The organism is Streptomyces sp. NPDC030798 (assembly GCF_055572275.1).
On the sequence record NZ_JBVIDR010000008.1, the window covers coordinates 211,156 to 227,646 of the forward strand.

Annotated in this window: 12 protein-coding genes and 2 pseudogenes; 5 read left to right on the top strand and 9 right to left on the bottom strand. The window is 71.8% G+C overall.

Going from position 1 to position 16,491, the window contains the following annotated elements; genetic code table 11:
- Positions 1-116 precede the first annotated feature (116 nt).
- Positions 117-1,391, bottom strand: coding sequence for a PP2C family protein-serine/threonine phosphatase (locus tag ACZ404_RS20170; RefSeq protein ID WP_468441717.1), 1,275 nt, complete (start codon positions 1,389-1,391; stop codon positions 117-119).
- A 76-nt stretch (positions 1,392-1,467) separates the two neighbouring features.
- Positions 1,468-3,918, bottom strand: a complete 2,451-nt coding sequence (locus ACZ404_RS20175; protein WP_468441719.1) for an ATP-binding SpoIIE family protein phosphatase — start codon at positions 3,916-3,918, stop codon at positions 1,468-1,470.
- A gap of 168 nt (positions 3,919-4,086) precedes the next feature.
- Here ACZ404_RS20175 and ACZ404_RS20180 point away from each other — a divergent pair, with 168 nt between their 5' ends.
- The 3 genes from ACZ404_RS20180 to ACZ404_RS20190 all read left to right on the top strand — a co-directional run bounded on the left by ACZ404_RS20180 (position 4,087) and on the right by ACZ404_RS20190 (position 7,446).
- Positions 4,087-5,151, top strand: a complete 1,065-nt coding sequence (locus tag ACZ404_RS20180; protein ID WP_468441722.1) for a sodium:calcium antiporter — start codon at positions 4,087-4,089, stop codon at positions 5,149-5,151.
- 154 nt (positions 5,152-5,305) lie between these two features.
- Complete coding sequence (ctaD, locus tag ACZ404_RS20185; protein ID WP_468441724.1) at positions 5,306-7,045, top strand: aa3-type cytochrome oxidase subunit I; 1,740 nt, start codon at positions 5,306-5,308, stop codon at positions 7,043-7,045.
- Positions 7,042-7,446, top strand: coding sequence for a hypothetical protein (locus tag ACZ404_RS20190; RefSeq protein ID WP_468441726.1), 405 nt, complete (start codon positions 7,042-7,044; stop codon positions 7,444-7,446). The genes ctaD and ACZ404_RS20190 overlap by 4 nt, the downstream gene beginning before the upstream one ends.
- Before the next feature lie 13 nt (positions 7,447-7,459).
- Here ACZ404_RS20190 and ACZ404_RS20195 read toward each other — a convergent pair whose 3' ends face one another.
- Together ACZ404_RS20195 and ACZ404_RS20200 are read right to left on the bottom strand one after the other, a co-directional pair.
- Positions 7,460-8,848: an MFS transporter gene (locus ACZ404_RS20195; RefSeq protein ID WP_468441727.1), complete on the bottom strand. Its 1,389-nt coding sequence runs from the start codon at positions 8,846-8,848 to the stop codon at positions 7,460-7,462.
- A gap of 30 nt (positions 8,849-8,878) precedes the next feature.
- Positions 8,879-9,094 carry a hypothetical protein gene (locus ACZ404_RS20200; protein ID WP_468441729.1) on the bottom strand — a complete coding sequence of 72 codons (216 nt, stop codon included), beginning with the start codon at positions 9,092-9,094 and terminating at the stop codon, positions 8,879-8,881.
- A gap of 177 nt (positions 9,095-9,271) precedes the next feature.
- On the opposite strand from ACZ404_RS20200, the gene ACZ404_RS20205 reads away from it, so the two are divergent.
- Positions 9,272-9,967 (top strand): alpha/beta fold hydrolase, encoded by a 696-nt coding sequence (locus ACZ404_RS20205; RefSeq protein WP_468441731.1) that lies wholly within the window; start codon positions 9,272-9,274, stop codon positions 9,965-9,967.
- 292 nt (positions 9,968-10,259) lie between these two features.
- On the opposite strand, the pseudogene ACZ404_RS20210 reads toward ACZ404_RS20205, so the two are convergent.
- A pseudogene (locus ACZ404_RS20210) lies at positions 10,260-10,559 on the bottom strand (mycothiol transferase); the annotation flags it as partial.
- A gap of 230 nt (positions 10,560-10,789) precedes the next feature.
- On the opposite strand from ACZ404_RS20210, the gene rox reads away from it, so the two are divergent.
- Positions 10,790-12,223 carry a rifampin monooxygenase gene (rox, locus tag ACZ404_RS20215; protein WP_468442020.1) on the top strand — a complete coding sequence of 478 codons (1,434 nt, stop codon included), beginning with the start codon at positions 10,790-10,792 and terminating at the stop codon, positions 12,221-12,223.
- A gap of 56 nt (positions 12,224-12,279) precedes the next feature.
- On the opposite strand, the gene ACZ404_RS20220 is transcribed toward rox, so the two are convergent.
- The 4 genes and pseudogenes from ACZ404_RS20220 to ACZ404_RS20235 all read right to left on the bottom strand — a co-directional run.
- A complete protein-coding gene (locus ACZ404_RS20220; RefSeq protein WP_468441733.1) occupies positions 12,280-13,476 on the bottom strand; it encodes an LmeA family phospholipid-binding protein in 1,197 nt (398 codons plus the stop codon).
- 112 nt (positions 13,477-13,588) lie between these two features.
- Positions 13,589-14,272 carry an IMP cyclohydrolase gene (locus tag ACZ404_RS20225; RefSeq protein ID WP_468441735.1) on the bottom strand — a complete coding sequence of 228 codons (684 nt, stop codon included), beginning with the start codon at positions 14,270-14,272 and terminating at the stop codon, positions 13,589-13,591.
- Between the two features lie 401 nt (positions 14,273-14,673).
- Positions 14,674-15,642 carry an asparaginase gene (locus tag ACZ404_RS20230; RefSeq protein WP_468441737.1) on the bottom strand — a complete coding sequence of 323 codons (969 nt, stop codon included), beginning with the start codon at positions 15,640-15,642 and terminating at the stop codon, positions 14,674-14,676.
- Between the two features lie 479 nt (positions 15,643-16,121).
- Positions 16,122-16,491: pseudogene (locus ACZ404_RS20235) on the bottom strand (hypothetical protein); the annotation flags it as partial.

Sequence of the window (16,491 nt, forward strand, 5' to 3'; positions counted from 1 at the left end):
TGCCACTTCGAATCGATCACCGCCCAAGCCGTAAACGCCCTGCGGGCCTGTGATTTTCCGGTTTTCCGCGGGATCGGCACCCGCCACGTATCACCCGTTCGGAGGTGGACCGGGGTTCACAACCGGACGACGACCAGAGCGATGTCGTCCCGCGCGCCCTGGCCGACGCCCATGCGCGCGAGGAGCGTGTCGGCCAGCTGCTCCGGGTCGGGCCCGAGACACTCGGTCAGCGTGCTGGTCAGCCGGTGCAGTCCGGCGTCGATGTCCTCGTCCCGGCGTTCGATCAGGCCGTCGGTGTAGAGCACCAGCACGTCGCCGCAGTGGTACGACAGGCCCGACTGAGGGCGCGGCAGATGGGCGGGCCGGGCGCCCAGCGGGGGGTCGGTGGCCTGGTCCAGCAGCCGGCAGGTGCCGTCGGGACGCATCAGGACCGGCGGCGGATGGCCCGCGCTGGAGTACACGATCACCTGCGCCCGCGTGTCGACCATGGCCGACACGGCGGTGGCCGCCAGGGCGCCCTCGACCGAGCGGGCGTACAGGCCCAGCACCTCCAGCGCCTGGGCGGGACCCGCGACGGCCCTGCTGGCCGCCGAGAGCCCGCTGCGCAGCATGCCCATGACGGTGGCCGCCTTCAGCCCGTGACCGACCACGTCGCCGACGGCCACGGTGAACCGCCCCTCGGGCAGGTCGACCATGTCGTACCAGTCACCGCACACGTTCAGCGAGCCGATGGCCGGCAGGTAGCGCACCGCCACATCGCTGTGCCGCTCCAGGTCGGGGGCGTGCAGCATGGCCTCCTGGAGCGTGATCGCCACCTGCCGCTCGCGGGCGTGGGCTCGCCGCAGCTCCTCGTTCAGGCGCTCCAGTTCCTTCGCCCGGGCGTACAGCTCGGCCTCCATGCCCTTCAGCCGCCGGGTACGCGGCTCGGTGGTGTCCGGTTGCCGGCTCTCCCGCTCGCCGAGGAACGAGGTCACGTCCTCCACCCGGTGGATGATCCACGCGACCTGTCCGTCGCAGGTGAGCACCGGCGTGTTCACCGGGGACCACCAGCGCTTCTCGAACGTGCCCGGCCGGCCGGCGACGGGAATGTCGTACCGCTGCACGGCCATGGTGTCCGGTTGCCGCCTGCTCAGCACCCGCTGCAGCGAGGCGGACAGATTGCGCACCCCGTCGGCCCCCGGGTCGGCCGGGTTGTCGGGGAAGGCGTCGAAGAGGAACTGTCCGAGCAGCTCCCCGCGGGTGCGGTCGGTGGCCCGGCAGTACGCCTCGTTGACGCCGACGATCGTCAGAGTGGGGCTGAGCACCAGATACGGGCTGGGGGTGGCGGCGAACAGCGCCGCGTAGTCGACCTGCTCCCCGGCCGGCTGCCCCCCGGCGGCGGTGACACCCACGAGTCCAATGTACGAGGCCCCCACCGCGCCCGCTCTCCCCGAAACGGCCTCCAGTACCCCGGCCGGACGGCAGTTCCTAGGCGCCCGCCGACTTCGCGGCGTCCGGCAGCCGCAGCGGCAGCGGCTGTTCCGCCCAGATCGTCTTGCCGTGCGCCGTGTAGCGCGTCCCCCAGCGCTGGGCGAGCTGCGCCACCAGGAACAGCCCGCGGCCGCCCTCGTCCGAGAAGCGGGCGCGGCGCAGGCGCGGCGAGGTGTTGCTGGCGTCGGACACCTCGCACACCAGGATCCGGTCGTAGATCAGCCGCAGTCCGATGGGCCCGTGGGCGTGCTTCATCGCGTTGGTGACCAGCTCGCTGACGATCAGCTCGGTCGTGAACGCCATGTCGTCCAGGCCCCACCGGGCGAGTTGCGCCACCGCCTCGCGGCGGGCCTCGGACACCGCCGAGGGCGTCGTCGGGATGTCCCAGGAGGCCACCCGGTCGCCGCCCAGACTGCGTGCGCGCACCACGAGAATGGCCACGTCGTCGGGCGGCCGGTCGGGCAGCAGCGTCCGGACCATCGTGTTGCAGATCTCCTCCAGCGGCCGGTCCGGATGTGCCAGCGCGAAGCACAACCGCTCCAGCCCGGCGTCCACGTCGTGGTCGGACGCCTCGATCAGACCGTCGGTGAACAGGGCGATGACACTGCCCTCCTCCACCTCGAACTCGGCCGACTCGAACGGCAGCCCACCGAGCCCGAGCGGCGGCCCGGCCGGGACGTCCAGGATCTCGACGGGCTCGCTCATGTGCGCGATCGCCGGACCGGGGTGCCCGGCCCGCGCCACCCGCAGCTTGCGCACGATCGGGTCGTACACGGCGTAGATGCAGGTGGCGCCGACGACGAGCGGGCCGTCCTCGGCCGCCTCGGCCTCCTCCGACAGCCGCAGGACCAGGTCGTCGACGTGCGTCAGCAGTTCCTCGGGCGGCAGGTCGATGTCCGCGAGCGTCTGCACGGCCGCGCGCAGCCGCCCCATGCTCGCCGCGGCGTGGATGCCGTGGCCCACCACGTCGCCCACCACCAGCGCCACGCGCCCACCGGACAGCGGGATCACATCGAACCAGTCCCCGCCGACCCCGGCCTCCGCGTCGGCCGGCAGATACCGGTAGGCGACCTCGACCGCGCTGAGCTCCGGCAGCACCGGGGGCAGCAGGCTGGTCTGCAGTGCGAGGGCCGCGCTGTGCTCGCGGGCGAAACGCCGGGCGTTGTCGACGCACACGGCCGCCCGGGCGGCCAGCTCCTCGACCAGGAGCTGATCGTCGTCGTCGAACGGCTCGGGGTTGTCCCAGCGCAGCAGGGTGACCACGCCGGCCGTCACGCCCCGCGCGCGCAGGGGCACCACCATGTGGGAGTGGACCCCCAGGTGGAGGATCTTCTCCAGCCGGAGCGGATCGTCGGCGAGCCAGGGCGTCGCGACCGTCAGGACCGGGTCCCGGATGGTCAGGCCCGTCCTCAGGCAGCGGGTCTGCGGGGACCGGTCCGGGTACCGGGTCGGCGAACCGGTCGTCACGACCACCTCGGGATGGTCGCGGCGGATCGACAGGTGGGCCGCCCGGTACAGGCCGCCGCGGCCGCTCCGGGGGCGCTCGGCGTGATCGGCCGGCAGGCCCGTGACGTCCAGCAGGTCCACCGCCGCGAAGTCGGCGATCCGGGGCACCAGGACCTCCACCAGTTCCTGGACGGTACGCCCCAGGTCCAGCGTGGTGCCGATCCGCTCACTGGCCTCGTTCACCAGCAGCAGCCGCCGGCGGGCCGGATCGTGGTCGGTGAAGTCCACGGCGGTCTGGCACACACCGAGGGTGGCGCCGCTGCGGGCGCGCAGCAGGAACGACGAGCGCAGCCGCAGATGCTCCGCCCCCGGCTGCCCGGCCGTCTCCGGCCGGGGCGCCACGTGCTCCACCGCCGACAGCGCCTTCCCCGTCGTCAGCGCCCGCCCGGCCTGCCGCTCGACGGCCCGGAGCGGCTCCGGGTCCCGGACCGCGCGGGCCCCGCCCTCCGGGCTCGCGCCCTCCATGTCGGCCAGCACGTCATTGAGCCACTCGTAGTGCAGCCCGGTGTCGAGCACGGCGACGCCGATCGGCGACTGGGTCAGCAGACCGCGCAGCGCCGCCTGGCCCAGCTCCCACCGCTTCAGGGCCTCCGCACCGCACAGCGCGACCAGCCAGCGGCAGCCCCCCTCCCGTGCCGGTACGGCACGCACCCGCATGCCCAGTTCGACGTCGTGGCCGCCGTGGTCGCGCACCGAGAGCCGGCCCTCCCAGCTGTCGGCCACCAGCCGTCCCTCGATCAGGGCCGACAGGCCGTCCGGGCTGGGCAGCACGGCCGACACCGGCTGCCCGAGCACGTCCGCCGCCGCATGGCCGAGCAGCTTCTCGGCCTGCGGGCTCCAGCACTCGATCGACCCCGAGGCGTCCACCATCACCAGCGCGGCCGTCGCTAGGTCGAACGGATCACTCACGCTGTCGCTGTGCGGCAGGCCCGATACGCCCATCACCTGGTCCCCTCTACCGGCAGACCCTGTCACCAGGCTCTCACACACCCGCACGGACGACGGCTCGAGGCCGTACGGCACCTCGGCCGGCCGTCGCAGGAGCGGCCCGCCGGAACGTCGGGCAGGACACATGCCAGGCCGGGCCGCAAACGGGGTACCCGCCGCGCCATGCGATCTTTGAGCTCACCGGTGCTTCTGCTGTTGTTCCTGGTCAGCGCGGCCGTGATCTGGTACGCGGGCATCAAGCTGTCCGACACCACGGACGTCCTCGCCCAACGCCTCCACCTGGGCAGCGCCCTGGGCGGCCTGATCCTCCTCGCGATCGCGACCAACCTGCCGGAGATCGCGATCACCGTCTCGGCCGCCCTGGCCGGGCAACTGGACGTCGCCGTCGGCAACATCCTCGGCGGCATCGCCGTCCAGACGGTCGTCCTGGCCGTCCTGGACGCCGCCGGGGTGCGCCCGCGCGCGCCGCTGACCCGCCTGGCCGCGAGCCTGCAACTGGTGCTGGAGGGCGCGCTGGTGGTGGCCGTCCTGGCCGTGGTGGTGATGGGCAGCCAGCTCTCGCCCGGGCTGCACGTGGCTCGCCTGGCCCCCGCCTCCCTGGCGATCGTGGTGCTCTGGGTGATCGGACTGCTGCTGCTGAACCGGGCGGGCCGTGGTCTGCCCTGGCGCGAGGGCGGCGACGCCCCGGACAGCCAGCCCGAGCCCCGCGGCCACTCCCGGGGGAAGAAGGAGAAGGCCGCCACCGACCAGGGCGTCGGCACCGGCCGGGCCGCGCTGATCTTCGCCGCGGCCGCCCTCGCGACGCTGATCGCGGGTGTCGTCATCGAACGCAGCGGTGAGGAGTTCTTCGGCCGGCAGGGCCTGAGCGGTGTGCTGTTCGGCGCCACCGTCCTGGCGGCGGCGACCTCCCTGCCGGAGATCAGCACCGGCCTGACCTCCACCCGGCTCGGCGACTACCAGCTCGCCGTCAGCGACATCTTCGGCGGCAACGCCTTCCTGCCGGTGCTGTTCTTCCTGGCGACGGTCATCTCCGGCAAGCCGGTCCTGCCCGCCGCGCACGCCTCCGACATCTACCTCACCGCCCTCGGCATCATCCTCACCGTCGTCTACATGACGGGACTCGTCTTCCGCCCCCGCCGCCAGTACGCGCGCATGGGCATCGACAGCGTCACCGCCGTGGCCCTCTACGTCGTCGGCATCGCGGGACTGGCCACGATGGCCACCTGAACGCAGCGCGCGGGAGCGGATTGCTCCGTTGGGGTGGCTGTGTCATCCGATCGGCCGTGTGTCGCTCGTTCCGGAGGCGGGCCCCGCCCGACGTGCCGCAACGATGGCCGGTGACTGACGTCGGCGTACGGCGACCATCGGAGAGAAGCGACTGGTGAGTATCCTCAACGAACCCCCGGGTGCCGAGACGGCTGAGGACTCGTACGAGAACGAGCTGCCCCTCAGGCGCAAGCAGCCTGGCAATGTCGTGGTGCGGTGGATGACCACCACCGACCACAAGACGATCGGCACGCTGTATCTGACGACGTCCTTCGCCTTCTTCCTGATCGGCGGCGTGATGGCGCTGCTGATGCGCGCCGAGCTGGCCCGTCCGGGCCTGCAGATCATGTCGAAGGAGCAGTACAACCAGGCGTTCACGATGCATGGCACGATCATGCTGCTGATGTTCGCCACCCCGCTGTTCGCCGGTTTCACCAACTGGATCATGCCGCTGCAGATCGGCGCGCCGGACGTGGCGTTCCCGCGGCTGAACATGTTCGCCTACTGGCTCTACCTGTTCGGCTCGCTCATCGCGGTGAGCGGGTTCCTCACCCCGGACGGCGCGGCCGACTTCGGCTGGTTCGCCTACACCCCGCTGTCCGGCCCGGAGTTCAGCATCGGACTGGGCCCCCACCTGTGGATCATGGGTCTGGCGTTCTCCGGCTTCGGCACCATCCTCGGCGCCGTCAACTTCATCACCACGATCATCTGCATGCGCGCCCCGGGCATGACCATGTTCCGTATGCCGATCTTCGTGTGGAACGTGCTGCTGACCGCCGTCCTGGTCCTGCTGGCCTTCCCGGTCCTGGCGGCCGCGCTGTTCGCCCTGGAGGCGGACCGCAAGTTCGGCGCCCAGATCTACAACCCGTCCAACGGCGGAGCCCTGCTGTGGCAGCACCTCTTCTGGTTCTTCGGCCATCCCGAGGTGTACATCATCGCCCTGCCGTTCTTCGGCATCATCACCGAGGTCATCCCGGTGTTCTCCCGCAAGCCGATCTTCGGCTACATGGGCCTGGTCGCGGCCACCATCGCGATCGCCGGCCTGTCCGCCACCGTGTGGGCGCACCACATGTTCGTCACCGGCGGTGTGCTGCTGCCGTTCTTCTCCTTCATGACGTTCCTCATCGCCGTACCCACCGGCGTGAAGTTCTTCAACTGGATCGGCACCATGTGGAAGGGCTCGCTGTCGTTCGAGACTCCGATGCTCTGGGCGCTGGGCTTTCTCGTCACGTTCCTCTTCGGAGGGCTGACCGGCATCATCCTGGCGTCGCCCCCGATGGACTTCCACGTCTCCGACTCGTACTTCGTGGTGGCCCACTTCCACTACGTCGTCTTCGGCACCGTCGTGTTCGCGATGTTCGCGGGCTTCCACTTCTGGTGGCCGAAGATGACCGGCAAGATGCTGGACGAGCGCCTGGGCAAGATCACCTTCTGGACGCTGTTCGTCGGCTTCCACGGCACCTTCCTGGTCCAGCACTGGCTGGGCGCCGAGGGCATGCCGCGCCGCTACGCCGACTATCTGGCGGCCGACGGCTTCACCGCCCTGAACACCATCTCGACGATCGCCTCGTTCCTGCTCGGCCTGTCGATGCTGCCGTTCTTCTACAACGTCTGGAAGACGGCCAAGTACGGCAAGCCGGTCGGCGTCGACGACCCCTGGGGCTTCGGCCGTTCCCTGGAGTGGGCGACCTCCTGCCCGCCGCCCCGCCACAACTTCGTGACCCTGCCCCGCATCCGTTCCGAGTCCCCGGCGTTCGACCTGCACCACCCCGAGGTCGCCGAAGCCGAGTACGAGGCCTACCAGAGCCGGCGCGACGTCATCGGGCCGACGGGACGCGAAGGCGACCGGCCGTGACGACGCCGAACCGTCCCGGTGCCGGAGCGGGCACCGGACCGGGTGCCCCCCTGGACCGGCAGGGGGGCGGTGCGCTCGCCAACGAGGTCGAGGGCTTCCTGCTCCTGCAGGCCGAGCGGGAGCAGGCGCAGCGCGAGGCAGCCACCCTCTGCTCCCGCCTCCCCTGGCTCACGACGGCCCAGGCCGAGGACCTCACCCGCCACTACCTGGAGCAGCGCCTCGGCCTCACCCGCCAGGCGCTCCAGGTCACGGCCGACCGTGCCAAGCGCCTGCGCGGCGAGTACGAGGCCCGCTACGCCGAACTGCGCCGCGCGCTGCTGAAACGCCACGCCGTCCTCGCGTGCACGCTGCTCGCCTTCTCGACGGCGACCACCGCCCTGTCCTGGCTACTGGCCCGCTGACGCGGTTGCCGTGCTACGCCGTGGCCGCCTTGGCCGGCACGCACCACCGGGCGAGGCCGGCGGCGGTCAGACAGGCGAGGGCGCCGATCGCCATGCTGGTGCGCAGCCCGGTGCCGTAGGTGTGCGCCGTGGCGAGGAGGCTGCCGCCCACTGCCACGCCACAGGCGCTCCCGATCTGCCGCGTGGTGTTGAACAGGGCCGAGGCGGTGCCCGAGTACGCCTGCGGCGCGGCACCCATCATGGTGGCGGTCGAGCCGGTCAGGGCGAAGGAGGTACCGAAGCCCGCGGCCATCATCGGCGCCACCAGCGACGCATAGGCCGGATCGGACCCGGCCACGGCCCAGCCCGCCAGCCCCAGGGCGGCCAGCAGCATCCCGGACATCACCAGCGGCCGGTCCCCGGTGCGCCGGCTCAGCCGACCGGACAGCACGGAAGCGAACGTGGTCATCGCCACCGCCGGGAACAGGGCCAGCCCGGTGCGGAGCGCGCTGTAGCCGCGCTGGTGCTGGAACTCCAGGCTGGCGGTGAACACCATGCCGTAGAAGGCGAAGTTGAACAGCATGCCGATGACGGCGCCGCCGCTCATCGCCCGCGCGCGCAGCAGCCGAAGCGGCAGGGCGGGAGCCGGGGCCAGCCGCTCCCGCAGCACGAACGCGGAGGCGGCCACCACGGCCAGGCCCAGTCCGGCGAGCACGGCGGTGTCCGACCACCCGCGCCGCCCGGCCTCGTTGAGCGCGGCCGTCAGCAGCGCGACCGCCGCCACGACCGCGACCTGCGCCGGCCAGTCCACGGCCCGGTCACCGCGCCGCGGCGAGAGCCCCACGTACCGCAGAGTCAGGGTCAGACATGCCACACCCACGGGCAGATTGACGAGGAACACCCACCGCCACCCGACCGTCGACACCAGGAGCCCGCCGAGCAGCGGCCCGGCCGAGGCGGCGATGCCGGCCATCGAACCCCACAGCCCGAAGGCCCGCGAGCGCGCGGCCGGGGCCGGATAGGACTGCTGGAGCAGCGCGAGCGAGCCCGGCACGATCAGCGCCGCACCGAGCCCCTCCACCAGCCGGGCCACCACCAGAAACGGGGCACTGGGCGCGAGCGCGCACGCGGCCGAGGCCAGCGTGAACACCGCCACGCCCCAGCAGAACACCCGCCGGTTGCCCAGCCGGTCGCCCAACGCACCGGCGGTGAGCAGGAACCCGGCGAAGACGAGGGTGTACCCGTCGGTGATCCACTGGATCCGGGTCAGCGAGGCCGCCAGCTCCCGGCCGATCACCGGCACCGCCACATTGATGACGGTCACGTCCAGGATCACCATGAAGTACCCGGCACACACGGCGAACAGCGGCGCACGGCGCGACCCGCCGGGCACGGCCAAGGCCGCCGACTCGCCGCAGGGCACGTCCCCTGCTCCCCGGGGCGACCGGCGCCCTCAGCCCGTTTCGCGGTTCAGGATGCGGCGGGCCGCCTCGGCCTCCGCCGCCGGCGGGGACAGCTCGTCGAGCGTGTCGAGTTCGTCGTCCGCCTCCAGCTCACGCTCCCACGCCGCCGCGAGCTGCTCCTGCTCCTCGCGCGGTCTGGCGCCGACGGCGTCCCGGTGTTCTGGGTCCAGGGCCGCCAGGAATCGTGCGACCGGGTCCGTCGGCATGCCGTGCTCCTTGTCGCTGGAAGGGTCCCGCTCGCGCCCAGCATGGCGAACCCGGTCCCCACCACCCGCCCGACACGGCCTGAAGCCACCCTGATGGCCGTGCCCCCGGATGCTGCGGCATTCTGCTGTCGGCCGAGAAGCTCGCGACAACGACGGCACGACCGACAGGATCGTCCCATGCAGCCGGTCTTCGTCCTCGTACACAGCCCGTCCGTCGGCCCCGCGACCTGGCACCCCGTGGCAGCACACCTGACAGCAGCGGGACACCAGGTACGGGTGCCGTCCCTCCTGCACGTCACCACCGGCACACCGCCCTTCTGGCCGCGCATCGTCGATGCCGTCGGCGAGGACCTCCGGCACATCCCGCCGGACCCCCCCCTCACGCTCGTCGCGCACAGCAACGCGGGCGTGTTCCTGCCGCTCATCCGCGCGGGCCTCGACCACCCGGTGACCGGCGCGGTCTTCGTCGACGCCGCACTGCCGGCCCGGGTCGGACCGACCCCGCTCGCCACACCCGAGTTGCTGGACTTCCTCCGCCCGAAGGCGGTGGACGGCGTGCTGCCCCGCTGGACCGACTGGTGGGACGAGGCGGACGTCGCCCCCATGTTCACCGACCCGGTCATGCGCCGGACCATCACCGAGGAGCAGCCCACCCTGCCGCTGTCCTACTACGAGCAGCACGTCCCCGTCCCCGACACCTGGCCCGACCACCCCTGCGCCTACCTCCTCTTCGGCCCCCCGTACGAAACCCACGCCACCGAGGCACACGCCCGCGGCTGGCCCGTCTCCCACCTTCCCGGCGCCCACCTCCACCAGACGATCGCCCCCGCGGCCACAGCCCACCACCTCGTCAAACTCACCACACACGCCTGACCACCGCGGGATGTTCGGATGCGACGGGCCCATGTGCCGTGGGGGGATGCGCAGTTGGCTGACCGGACGGATCACCTGTGGACACCGCTCCCGGTGCGCCCCGCGAGAAACGGAGGGTCGGCATGAAGCCCGCTCAGTACGGTGACCCGATGCGCCTCTACGCCCCGACCGGCTCCAGGCTGCCCTCGGCCCCTTCGATGCGCCGGCCATGACTTCGCCCCGCCCCGCAGGCTTGATGCCCGTGCGTGGTCCGTTGTCGCGGCTGTGCCGGGGGAGGGGCTGCGCTACGAGGGCCGGGGCCCGGCTGGAGGGCGAAGCCGTCGGGGTTGTCCACGCCGAACACCGGGGGCATGTCCCGGTGGCCCCCGAATACGCGTTGGAACCAGTTGCGCTCCACCTCAGCCAGGTGCTGGACAAGACCGAGCAGCGTCAACGACGACGGTGACGCGGCAGCAAGCCGTATCTGAGCGTCACTCAGGCCCTCGCACTTGAGCGCGAGGGTGGCCCGGTGAAAGTCCAGCCACGCTTCCAGCATCACGCGCTCCCCGGCATGAGGGGGCGGGACAGGTCGTCCATCCGGTGTCGTCTTCATGAAGACACCCTGGCAGACCCCAAAGCAAAGGCGAGGAGATTGCCACTCCTCGCCACTATCAAGATATAGCCGATGGGGGGCCTTGCGGCAAGACCCGGGTCGTGCCGCAGAATCTCCAGCCGAGGCCGGAACCTGACGAAATACGGGGTTCGCGAAGTACATCCGGGTTCGTCGGCCTGTCGAGCTCGTGGCACACGCCCGAGAGACCACCTTGTCGAATGGGGGACCTGTTGATCGACGTGATCGTCGCCGGCGGCGGACCGACCGGCCTGATGCTGGCCTGCGAGTTGGGGCTGCACGGCGTACACGTGCTGGTGCTGGAGAAGGAACCGGAGCCGACCAAGGTCGTCCGCGCGCTCGGCCTCCACGTGCGCAGCATCGAGGTGATGGACCAGCGCGGCCTCCTGGACCGCTTCCTCGCACACGGCAAGCAGTACCCGCTGGCCGGCTTCTTCGCCGCCATCCCCAAGCCGTCACCCGGCCGCCTGGACACCACGCACCCCTATGTCCTCGGCATCCCGCAGCCCACCACCGAACGCCTGCTGGCCGAGCGCGCCACCGAGCTGGGCGCCGAGATCCGGCGCGGCTGCGCGGTGGTCGGACTGACCCAGGACGAGGACGGGGTGACCGTCGACCTGTCCGACGGCACGCACCTGCGCTCGCGCTACCTCGTCGGCTGCGACGGCGGCCGCAGCACGGTGCGCAAGCTGGTCGGCGTCGCCTTCCCCGGCGAACCCACCAGGGTGGACACCCTGCTGGGCGAGATGGAGGTGGGCGTGCCCCCGGAGACGGTGGCCGCCGCGGTGGCCGAAGTCCGCGAGACGCAGAAGCGGTTCGGCCTCGGGCCCATGGGGAACGGCGCGTACCGCGTCGTCGTACCCGCCGACGGAGTGGCCGAGGACCGCACCACCCCGCCGACCCTCGAGGAGGTGCGGCAGCAGCTCCGGGCGTTCGCCGGCACCGACTTCGGCGTCCACTCACCGCGCTGGCTCTCCCGCTTCGGCGACGCCACCCGGCAGGCCGAGCGCTACCGTGTCGGCCGGGTGCTGCTCGCCGGCGACGCGGCCCACATCCACCCGCCGATGGGCGGCCAGGGCCTCAACCTGGGCATCCAGGACGCCTTCAACCTCGGCTGGAAGCTCGCCGCCGAAGTGGCCGGCCGGGCACCGGAGGGACTCCTCGACAGCTACCACGCCGAACGGCACCCGGTGGCCGCCGACGTACTGGACAACACCCGCGCCCAGATGGAGCTGGTGTCCACCGAGCCCGGTCCCCAGGCGGTGCGCCGACTGCTGGAAGAACTGATGGAATTCGAGGAAGTGAACCGGCACCTGATCGAGAAGATCACCGCGATCTCGGTCCGCTACGACTTCGGCGGGGGCCACGAACTGCTCGGCCGGCGGCTGCGGGACGTGAGCCTCAAGCGTGGCCGCCTCTACGACCTGCTGCACAGCGGCCGCGGAGTCCTGCTCGACCAGACGGGCCGGCTCTCGGCGGCGGGCTGGGCCGACCGCGTCGACCATGTCGTCGACGTCAGCGAGGAACTCGACGTCCCCGCGCTCCTTCTGCGCCCGGACGGCCATGTCGCCTGGGCCGGCGAAGACCAGCAGGACCTGCTCAGCCACCTGCCCCAGTGGTTCGGCGCAGCCGCCGCGCCCGACTGAGCCGGTCCCGCCACGAGCGTTCCGCTGTGAGTCGACCGAGCAGGCGGCGGACCCGCTCAGTGGCCCAGGAGCAGCCCTGACCCGGTGATGTCCACGTGGACGCCGTCCTTCTGCACCGTCACGCGTCGCAGTCGCAGGGCGCCCGCAGGCGGTTTCGGCAGCCGGACGGAGAAGGCGAAGCGGTCGGCGATCTGCGGCCGGGTGAGCCTGGTCAGGGCGGTGAGGAGGGACGGATCGAGGCCCAGCCGGTGGAGAAGGCGAGGGTGGCCGAGCGCCGCGTCCGCGAGGTTCATGCCCGTCAGACCGCGCAGGAAACGCGGCGCCCCGGTGAGCCGGTGCAGCTCGTCCTCGTCACGGAGAGCGGCACGCATCGCGTCGTCGGAAACGCCCAGACGGCGGACGATCTCCGGCACGGCCAGCAGGGCCCTGGCCTTCTCCGACTCCCGAGCGAGCCGGCGCGCCGAGGCGCGGGTCAGATGGAGCCCCTCGGCGGGTCCGGTGCCGGGCCGGTACGTCGCGAGGTCACCGATGTCCAGCCGTAGGCCGGCCACGGAGGTGGCGATGCCTCGCTCCCCTTGGCGCCGGACCCGGGCGTCGGCTCGTACGCGCAGGTCGTGCCCCGCGAGGCGCAAGGCTCCCTCGGCCCGGACGTGCCCGGGTCCGCCGGCGGTGAACTGCACTTGAGAAGCTCCGAGTTCACGGTTCATGTCGGCGAAGGACAGCAGCACCCGACCGTGCAGCCGCTGGACGAGGGCGCCGCTCACGTCGGTGGGTCCGGCACCGTCGACGCGTATCCCGTGCGCGGTGGCCGTGACTTGGGTGAGGGTGACCCGGCGGGCCGGGATGTCCGGCACGGTCACCCGCACCGATTCCAGCCGCCGCGCGGCCACTTGCGTGAGAAAGGGGAAACCACCGATCCGCACCTCGGGGGCGGCCGCCAGGTGCAGGTGCTCCTTGAGCCGTTCGGAGGCCTTGTCCTCGGCGTAGAGCAGCGCCCAGCGGTCGGCGAGCGTGACGAGGCAGGCCAGGGTGAGCACCCGGACGAGGGCCCGGGCCACCGTGGGCAGTCCGGTGGCCCGGTTGCGGCGTCGCCTGCCGCGCCGGTGCTGGGACGGAGCCCAGTCCTCCTCGGCGTCAGCGCCTCGGTGCTGCGGCGCGGCAGCTTCGTACGGATTACGGCCGGACGGAACCCTTTCGGTGCAGGTCCCGTCCGACTGGGCAGCATGATGCGTCTGTGTGTGGGGGGTACGCATCGGTAGATTTGATCATATAGTCCCACCTCTCGTGCAAGTCCCGCCCGAGACCCGGGCACCATGGCGTGGCTTCACCCGTCCCGGCGCCGGGCACGGCTCGGACAGGGGCGCGTCAGCTCTGCCGGATGTCGCAACCGGCCAAGTCCCCGGGCGCGAAGACAGCCGCGACGATGCGCAGTTGAGGCGGCAGCGCCGACCACAGGTCGTCGAGGAGATCCTTGCCGGACTCTGCCGTGACGCGGACCTCGTGGAACGGGGCGCCCGTGGCGATCCTCTGCCCGTCCGAGCGGTAGGTCGTCATGAGCACCCCCTCACCGGGAGCCAGACCGCCGACGCGCAGGCTGAGCCGGTTCGTGGTGGCGCGAGTCCCCGCACTGCGCCGCGCGGCACCGAACCATGCCTCGCCGCCTTCGTGGTCGTCCGCGATCACGGTCAGCCGGGGAGTGAAGATCGGCGGATCCGGTTCGTGGTCCAGCCCGTCCAGGGCCGCGAGCGGCGCCGCACCTGCGGTCAGCCGGTCGGCCACGGTGGTGACCTGCTCCCCGTTGCCGAACACCAGCCGGTCGCCGCACTGACGGGCGGCGACGTAGTGCCGCAGATGGTCGTGCTCGCGCGCGTCGGAGGGAGCGACGACCAACTCGCCCTCCCGGCCGAGCCGCAGAGTGCGGGCCTGCGAGGCCGCGCTGCGCCCGGTGAGGAAGTACGCCCCGAGGCGGGTGCCGTCGCCGGTCGTGCACCACAGCACGCCGCGGCCGGGGTAGGAGTTGTCCGTCAGTGCGTCCGTCAGCAAGTCCACCGTGTCAGCGCCCCTCATGGATCGTGGCCGTGTGCCGCGCAGTCATGCGGAACATCCAAGCGGATCGTGCAGGATCGGGTGAAGTCCCACCTGGCCTGAGCCGCCCAGACCCACGGCTCCACCAGATCCCCGGCTGAGCGCTCCGGTCAGTGCACCTCACCGGCGTCACCCTGCGCATCGCCCGCGACAACGTCCGCGCCCACATCCCGACGCCCTGCGCCCCGCCGCCTCGGGCAACGTCGCCCCCGAGAAGGTGGTCTGGCACGTCATCGACGGGGAGGAGCTGCCGACCGCACTGCCGGAGAGGCACCTGCAGCCGGTGTTCGCCTGCTTGGACGCCTGACCGACCGGGCGGCTGCCTCACAGCCGAGCGAGGAGTCGGCGCTCTCCCGCCTCGCCGCTCAGAACACGGTCCGCACCTGCCCCACTTCCCGTCCTCCGCCCAGGACCGGGACGCGGCCGATGCGGTCCAGGACCGGCGCCCTCACGCCGGCCAGGTCGAGCGCGCGGCCGAGGACCGGCCCCAGGGCCCGTACGCCGCCGTCGTCGATCTTCAGGGCGAAGGCGCGGCCGTCGGGCAGGGCCAGGGCCTGGACGGCCTCCGCACCCACCTTCGACAGGGCGCCCGGTATCTCCCGCATGAGCCAGGTGTCGTGGCGTCGGGTCCCGGCGACGTACTGGGGGTGGGCGCGCATCGCGTCGGCGACCCGCCGCTCGGGGGTGCCGGGGGCGGCGAGGACGAAGGAGCGGAAGGCGCGGGCGAGGCCGGTGAGGCTGATCGCCATCAGCGGCGCTCCGCAGCCGTCGGTGCCGAGGGCGGTCACCGGCTCGTCCGCCGCTTCCTCCACCACCGTGCGGATGAGCCGCTGAAGGGGGTGTTCCGGGTCGAGGTACGACTCCAGCGGCCAGTTCCGCAGCGCTGCGGCCGCCAGCATCGCCGTGTGCTTGCCGGAGCAGTTCATGGCCACGCGGTCGCGCTGCCCGCCCGCCGTCAGGTAGGCCTCCTGCTCCTCCTGGTCCAGGGGGAGCGCGGGCGGGCACTGCAGGTCGTTCGCGCTCAGTCCGTGCTCGTCGAGCATCGTGCGCACCAGATCCCGGTGGAAGGCCTCGCCGGAGTGGCTCGCTGCCGCCAGGGCCAGCCGTTCGCCGGCGAGGTCGAGGCCGGCCCGCAGTACGCCGGCCGCCTGCATCGGCTTGTTGGAGGAGCGCGGGAAGACGGGGGAGGTCACGTCACCGAGCGCCAGTTCCACCGAGCCGTCCGCGGCGAGCAGCACCAGGCTGCCCCGGTGCCGGCCCTCGGTGAACCCGGATCGGACGACTTCGGCGAGGACCGGGTTGGCGGCGGTGGTGGCTGGGGCGTGGTGCGGCATCGGCGGTCACCTTCCGGATGGGATCGGGCCAACCTGCCCGGCCGGCCGCCCGGGATCGCCGGGGCCGCCCGGCCCGGTGAGCAGGTCGTCCACCTGGGCTTCCGCGTCACGGTACCGGCAGCCGATCCGGGAGCCGCCGCCCTTCCCCCGGCCAACCGGCGTCCCCGCGGTACACCATCCGGTGGCTTATGGCCGCCACAGCGTTATTCAGGTGACCGATTTCCTGATTATTCCATTATCTACTCCAGGTGCTGACCAGCCGTCAGGAAGACCTGGACCAAGTCGAGGAGAGTGGAGCGAATGACGACATCGCCGCGTTGGCGATACGTTCTGACCCCGGCCGCCCTGGCCGCCGCGCTCGCCGCAGCCCCCCTGGCAACAGCGGGAACCGCCTACGCCCAGGCCCACACCACCCCGCCCCCACCGCACCCGATGAAGGCCGCGTACCCGAAGAAGCCTTCGCACCCGGCCAAGCCTTCTTACCCGGAGAAGCCGTCGTATCCGGAAAAGCCGTCGTATCCGGAAAAGCCTGCGTACCCGGAGAAGCCCTCGTACCCGGAGAAGCCGTCGTACCCCGAGAAGCCGTCGTATCCGGAGAAGCCTGCGTACCCGGAGAAGCCCTCGTACCCGGAGAAGCCGTCGTATCCGGAGAAGCCCTCGTACCCCGAGAAGCCGTCGTACCCGGAGAAGCCTGCGTACCCGAAGAGGCCCTCGTATCCGGAGAAGCCGTCGTATCCGGAGAAGCCGTCGTATCCGGAGAAGCCGTCGTATCCGGAGAAGCCGTCGTATCCGGAGAAGCCGTCGTATCCGGAGAAGCCGTCGTATCCGGAGAAGCCGTCGTATCCGGAG

Bases quoted from the DNA above. Each gene is read 5' to 3' on its own strand.
- ACZ404_RS20175 (WP_468441719.1), bottom strand. From the start codon at position 3,918: ATGGGCGTATCGGGCCTGCCGCACAGCGACAGCGTGAGTGATCCGTTC.
- ACZ404_RS20180 (WP_468441722.1), top strand. From the start codon at position 4,087: ATGCGATCTTTGAGCTCACCGGTGCTTCTGCTGTTGTTCCTGGTCAGC.
- ACZ404_RS20200 (WP_468441729.1), bottom strand. From the start codon at position 9,094: ATGCCGACGGACCCGGTCGCACGATTCCTGGCGGCCCTGGACCCAGAA.
- ACZ404_RS20205 (WP_468441731.1), top strand. From the start codon at position 9,272: ATGCAGCCGGTCTTCGTCCTCGTACACAGCCCGTCCGTCGGCCCCGCG.
- ACZ404_RS20220 (WP_468441733.1), bottom strand. From the start codon at position 13,476: ATGCGTACCCCCCACACACAGACGCATCATGCTGCCCAGTCGGACGGG.
- ACZ404_RS20230 (WP_468441737.1), bottom strand. From the start codon at position 15,642: ATGCCGCACCACGCCCCAGCCACCACCGCCGCCAACCCGGTCCTCGCC.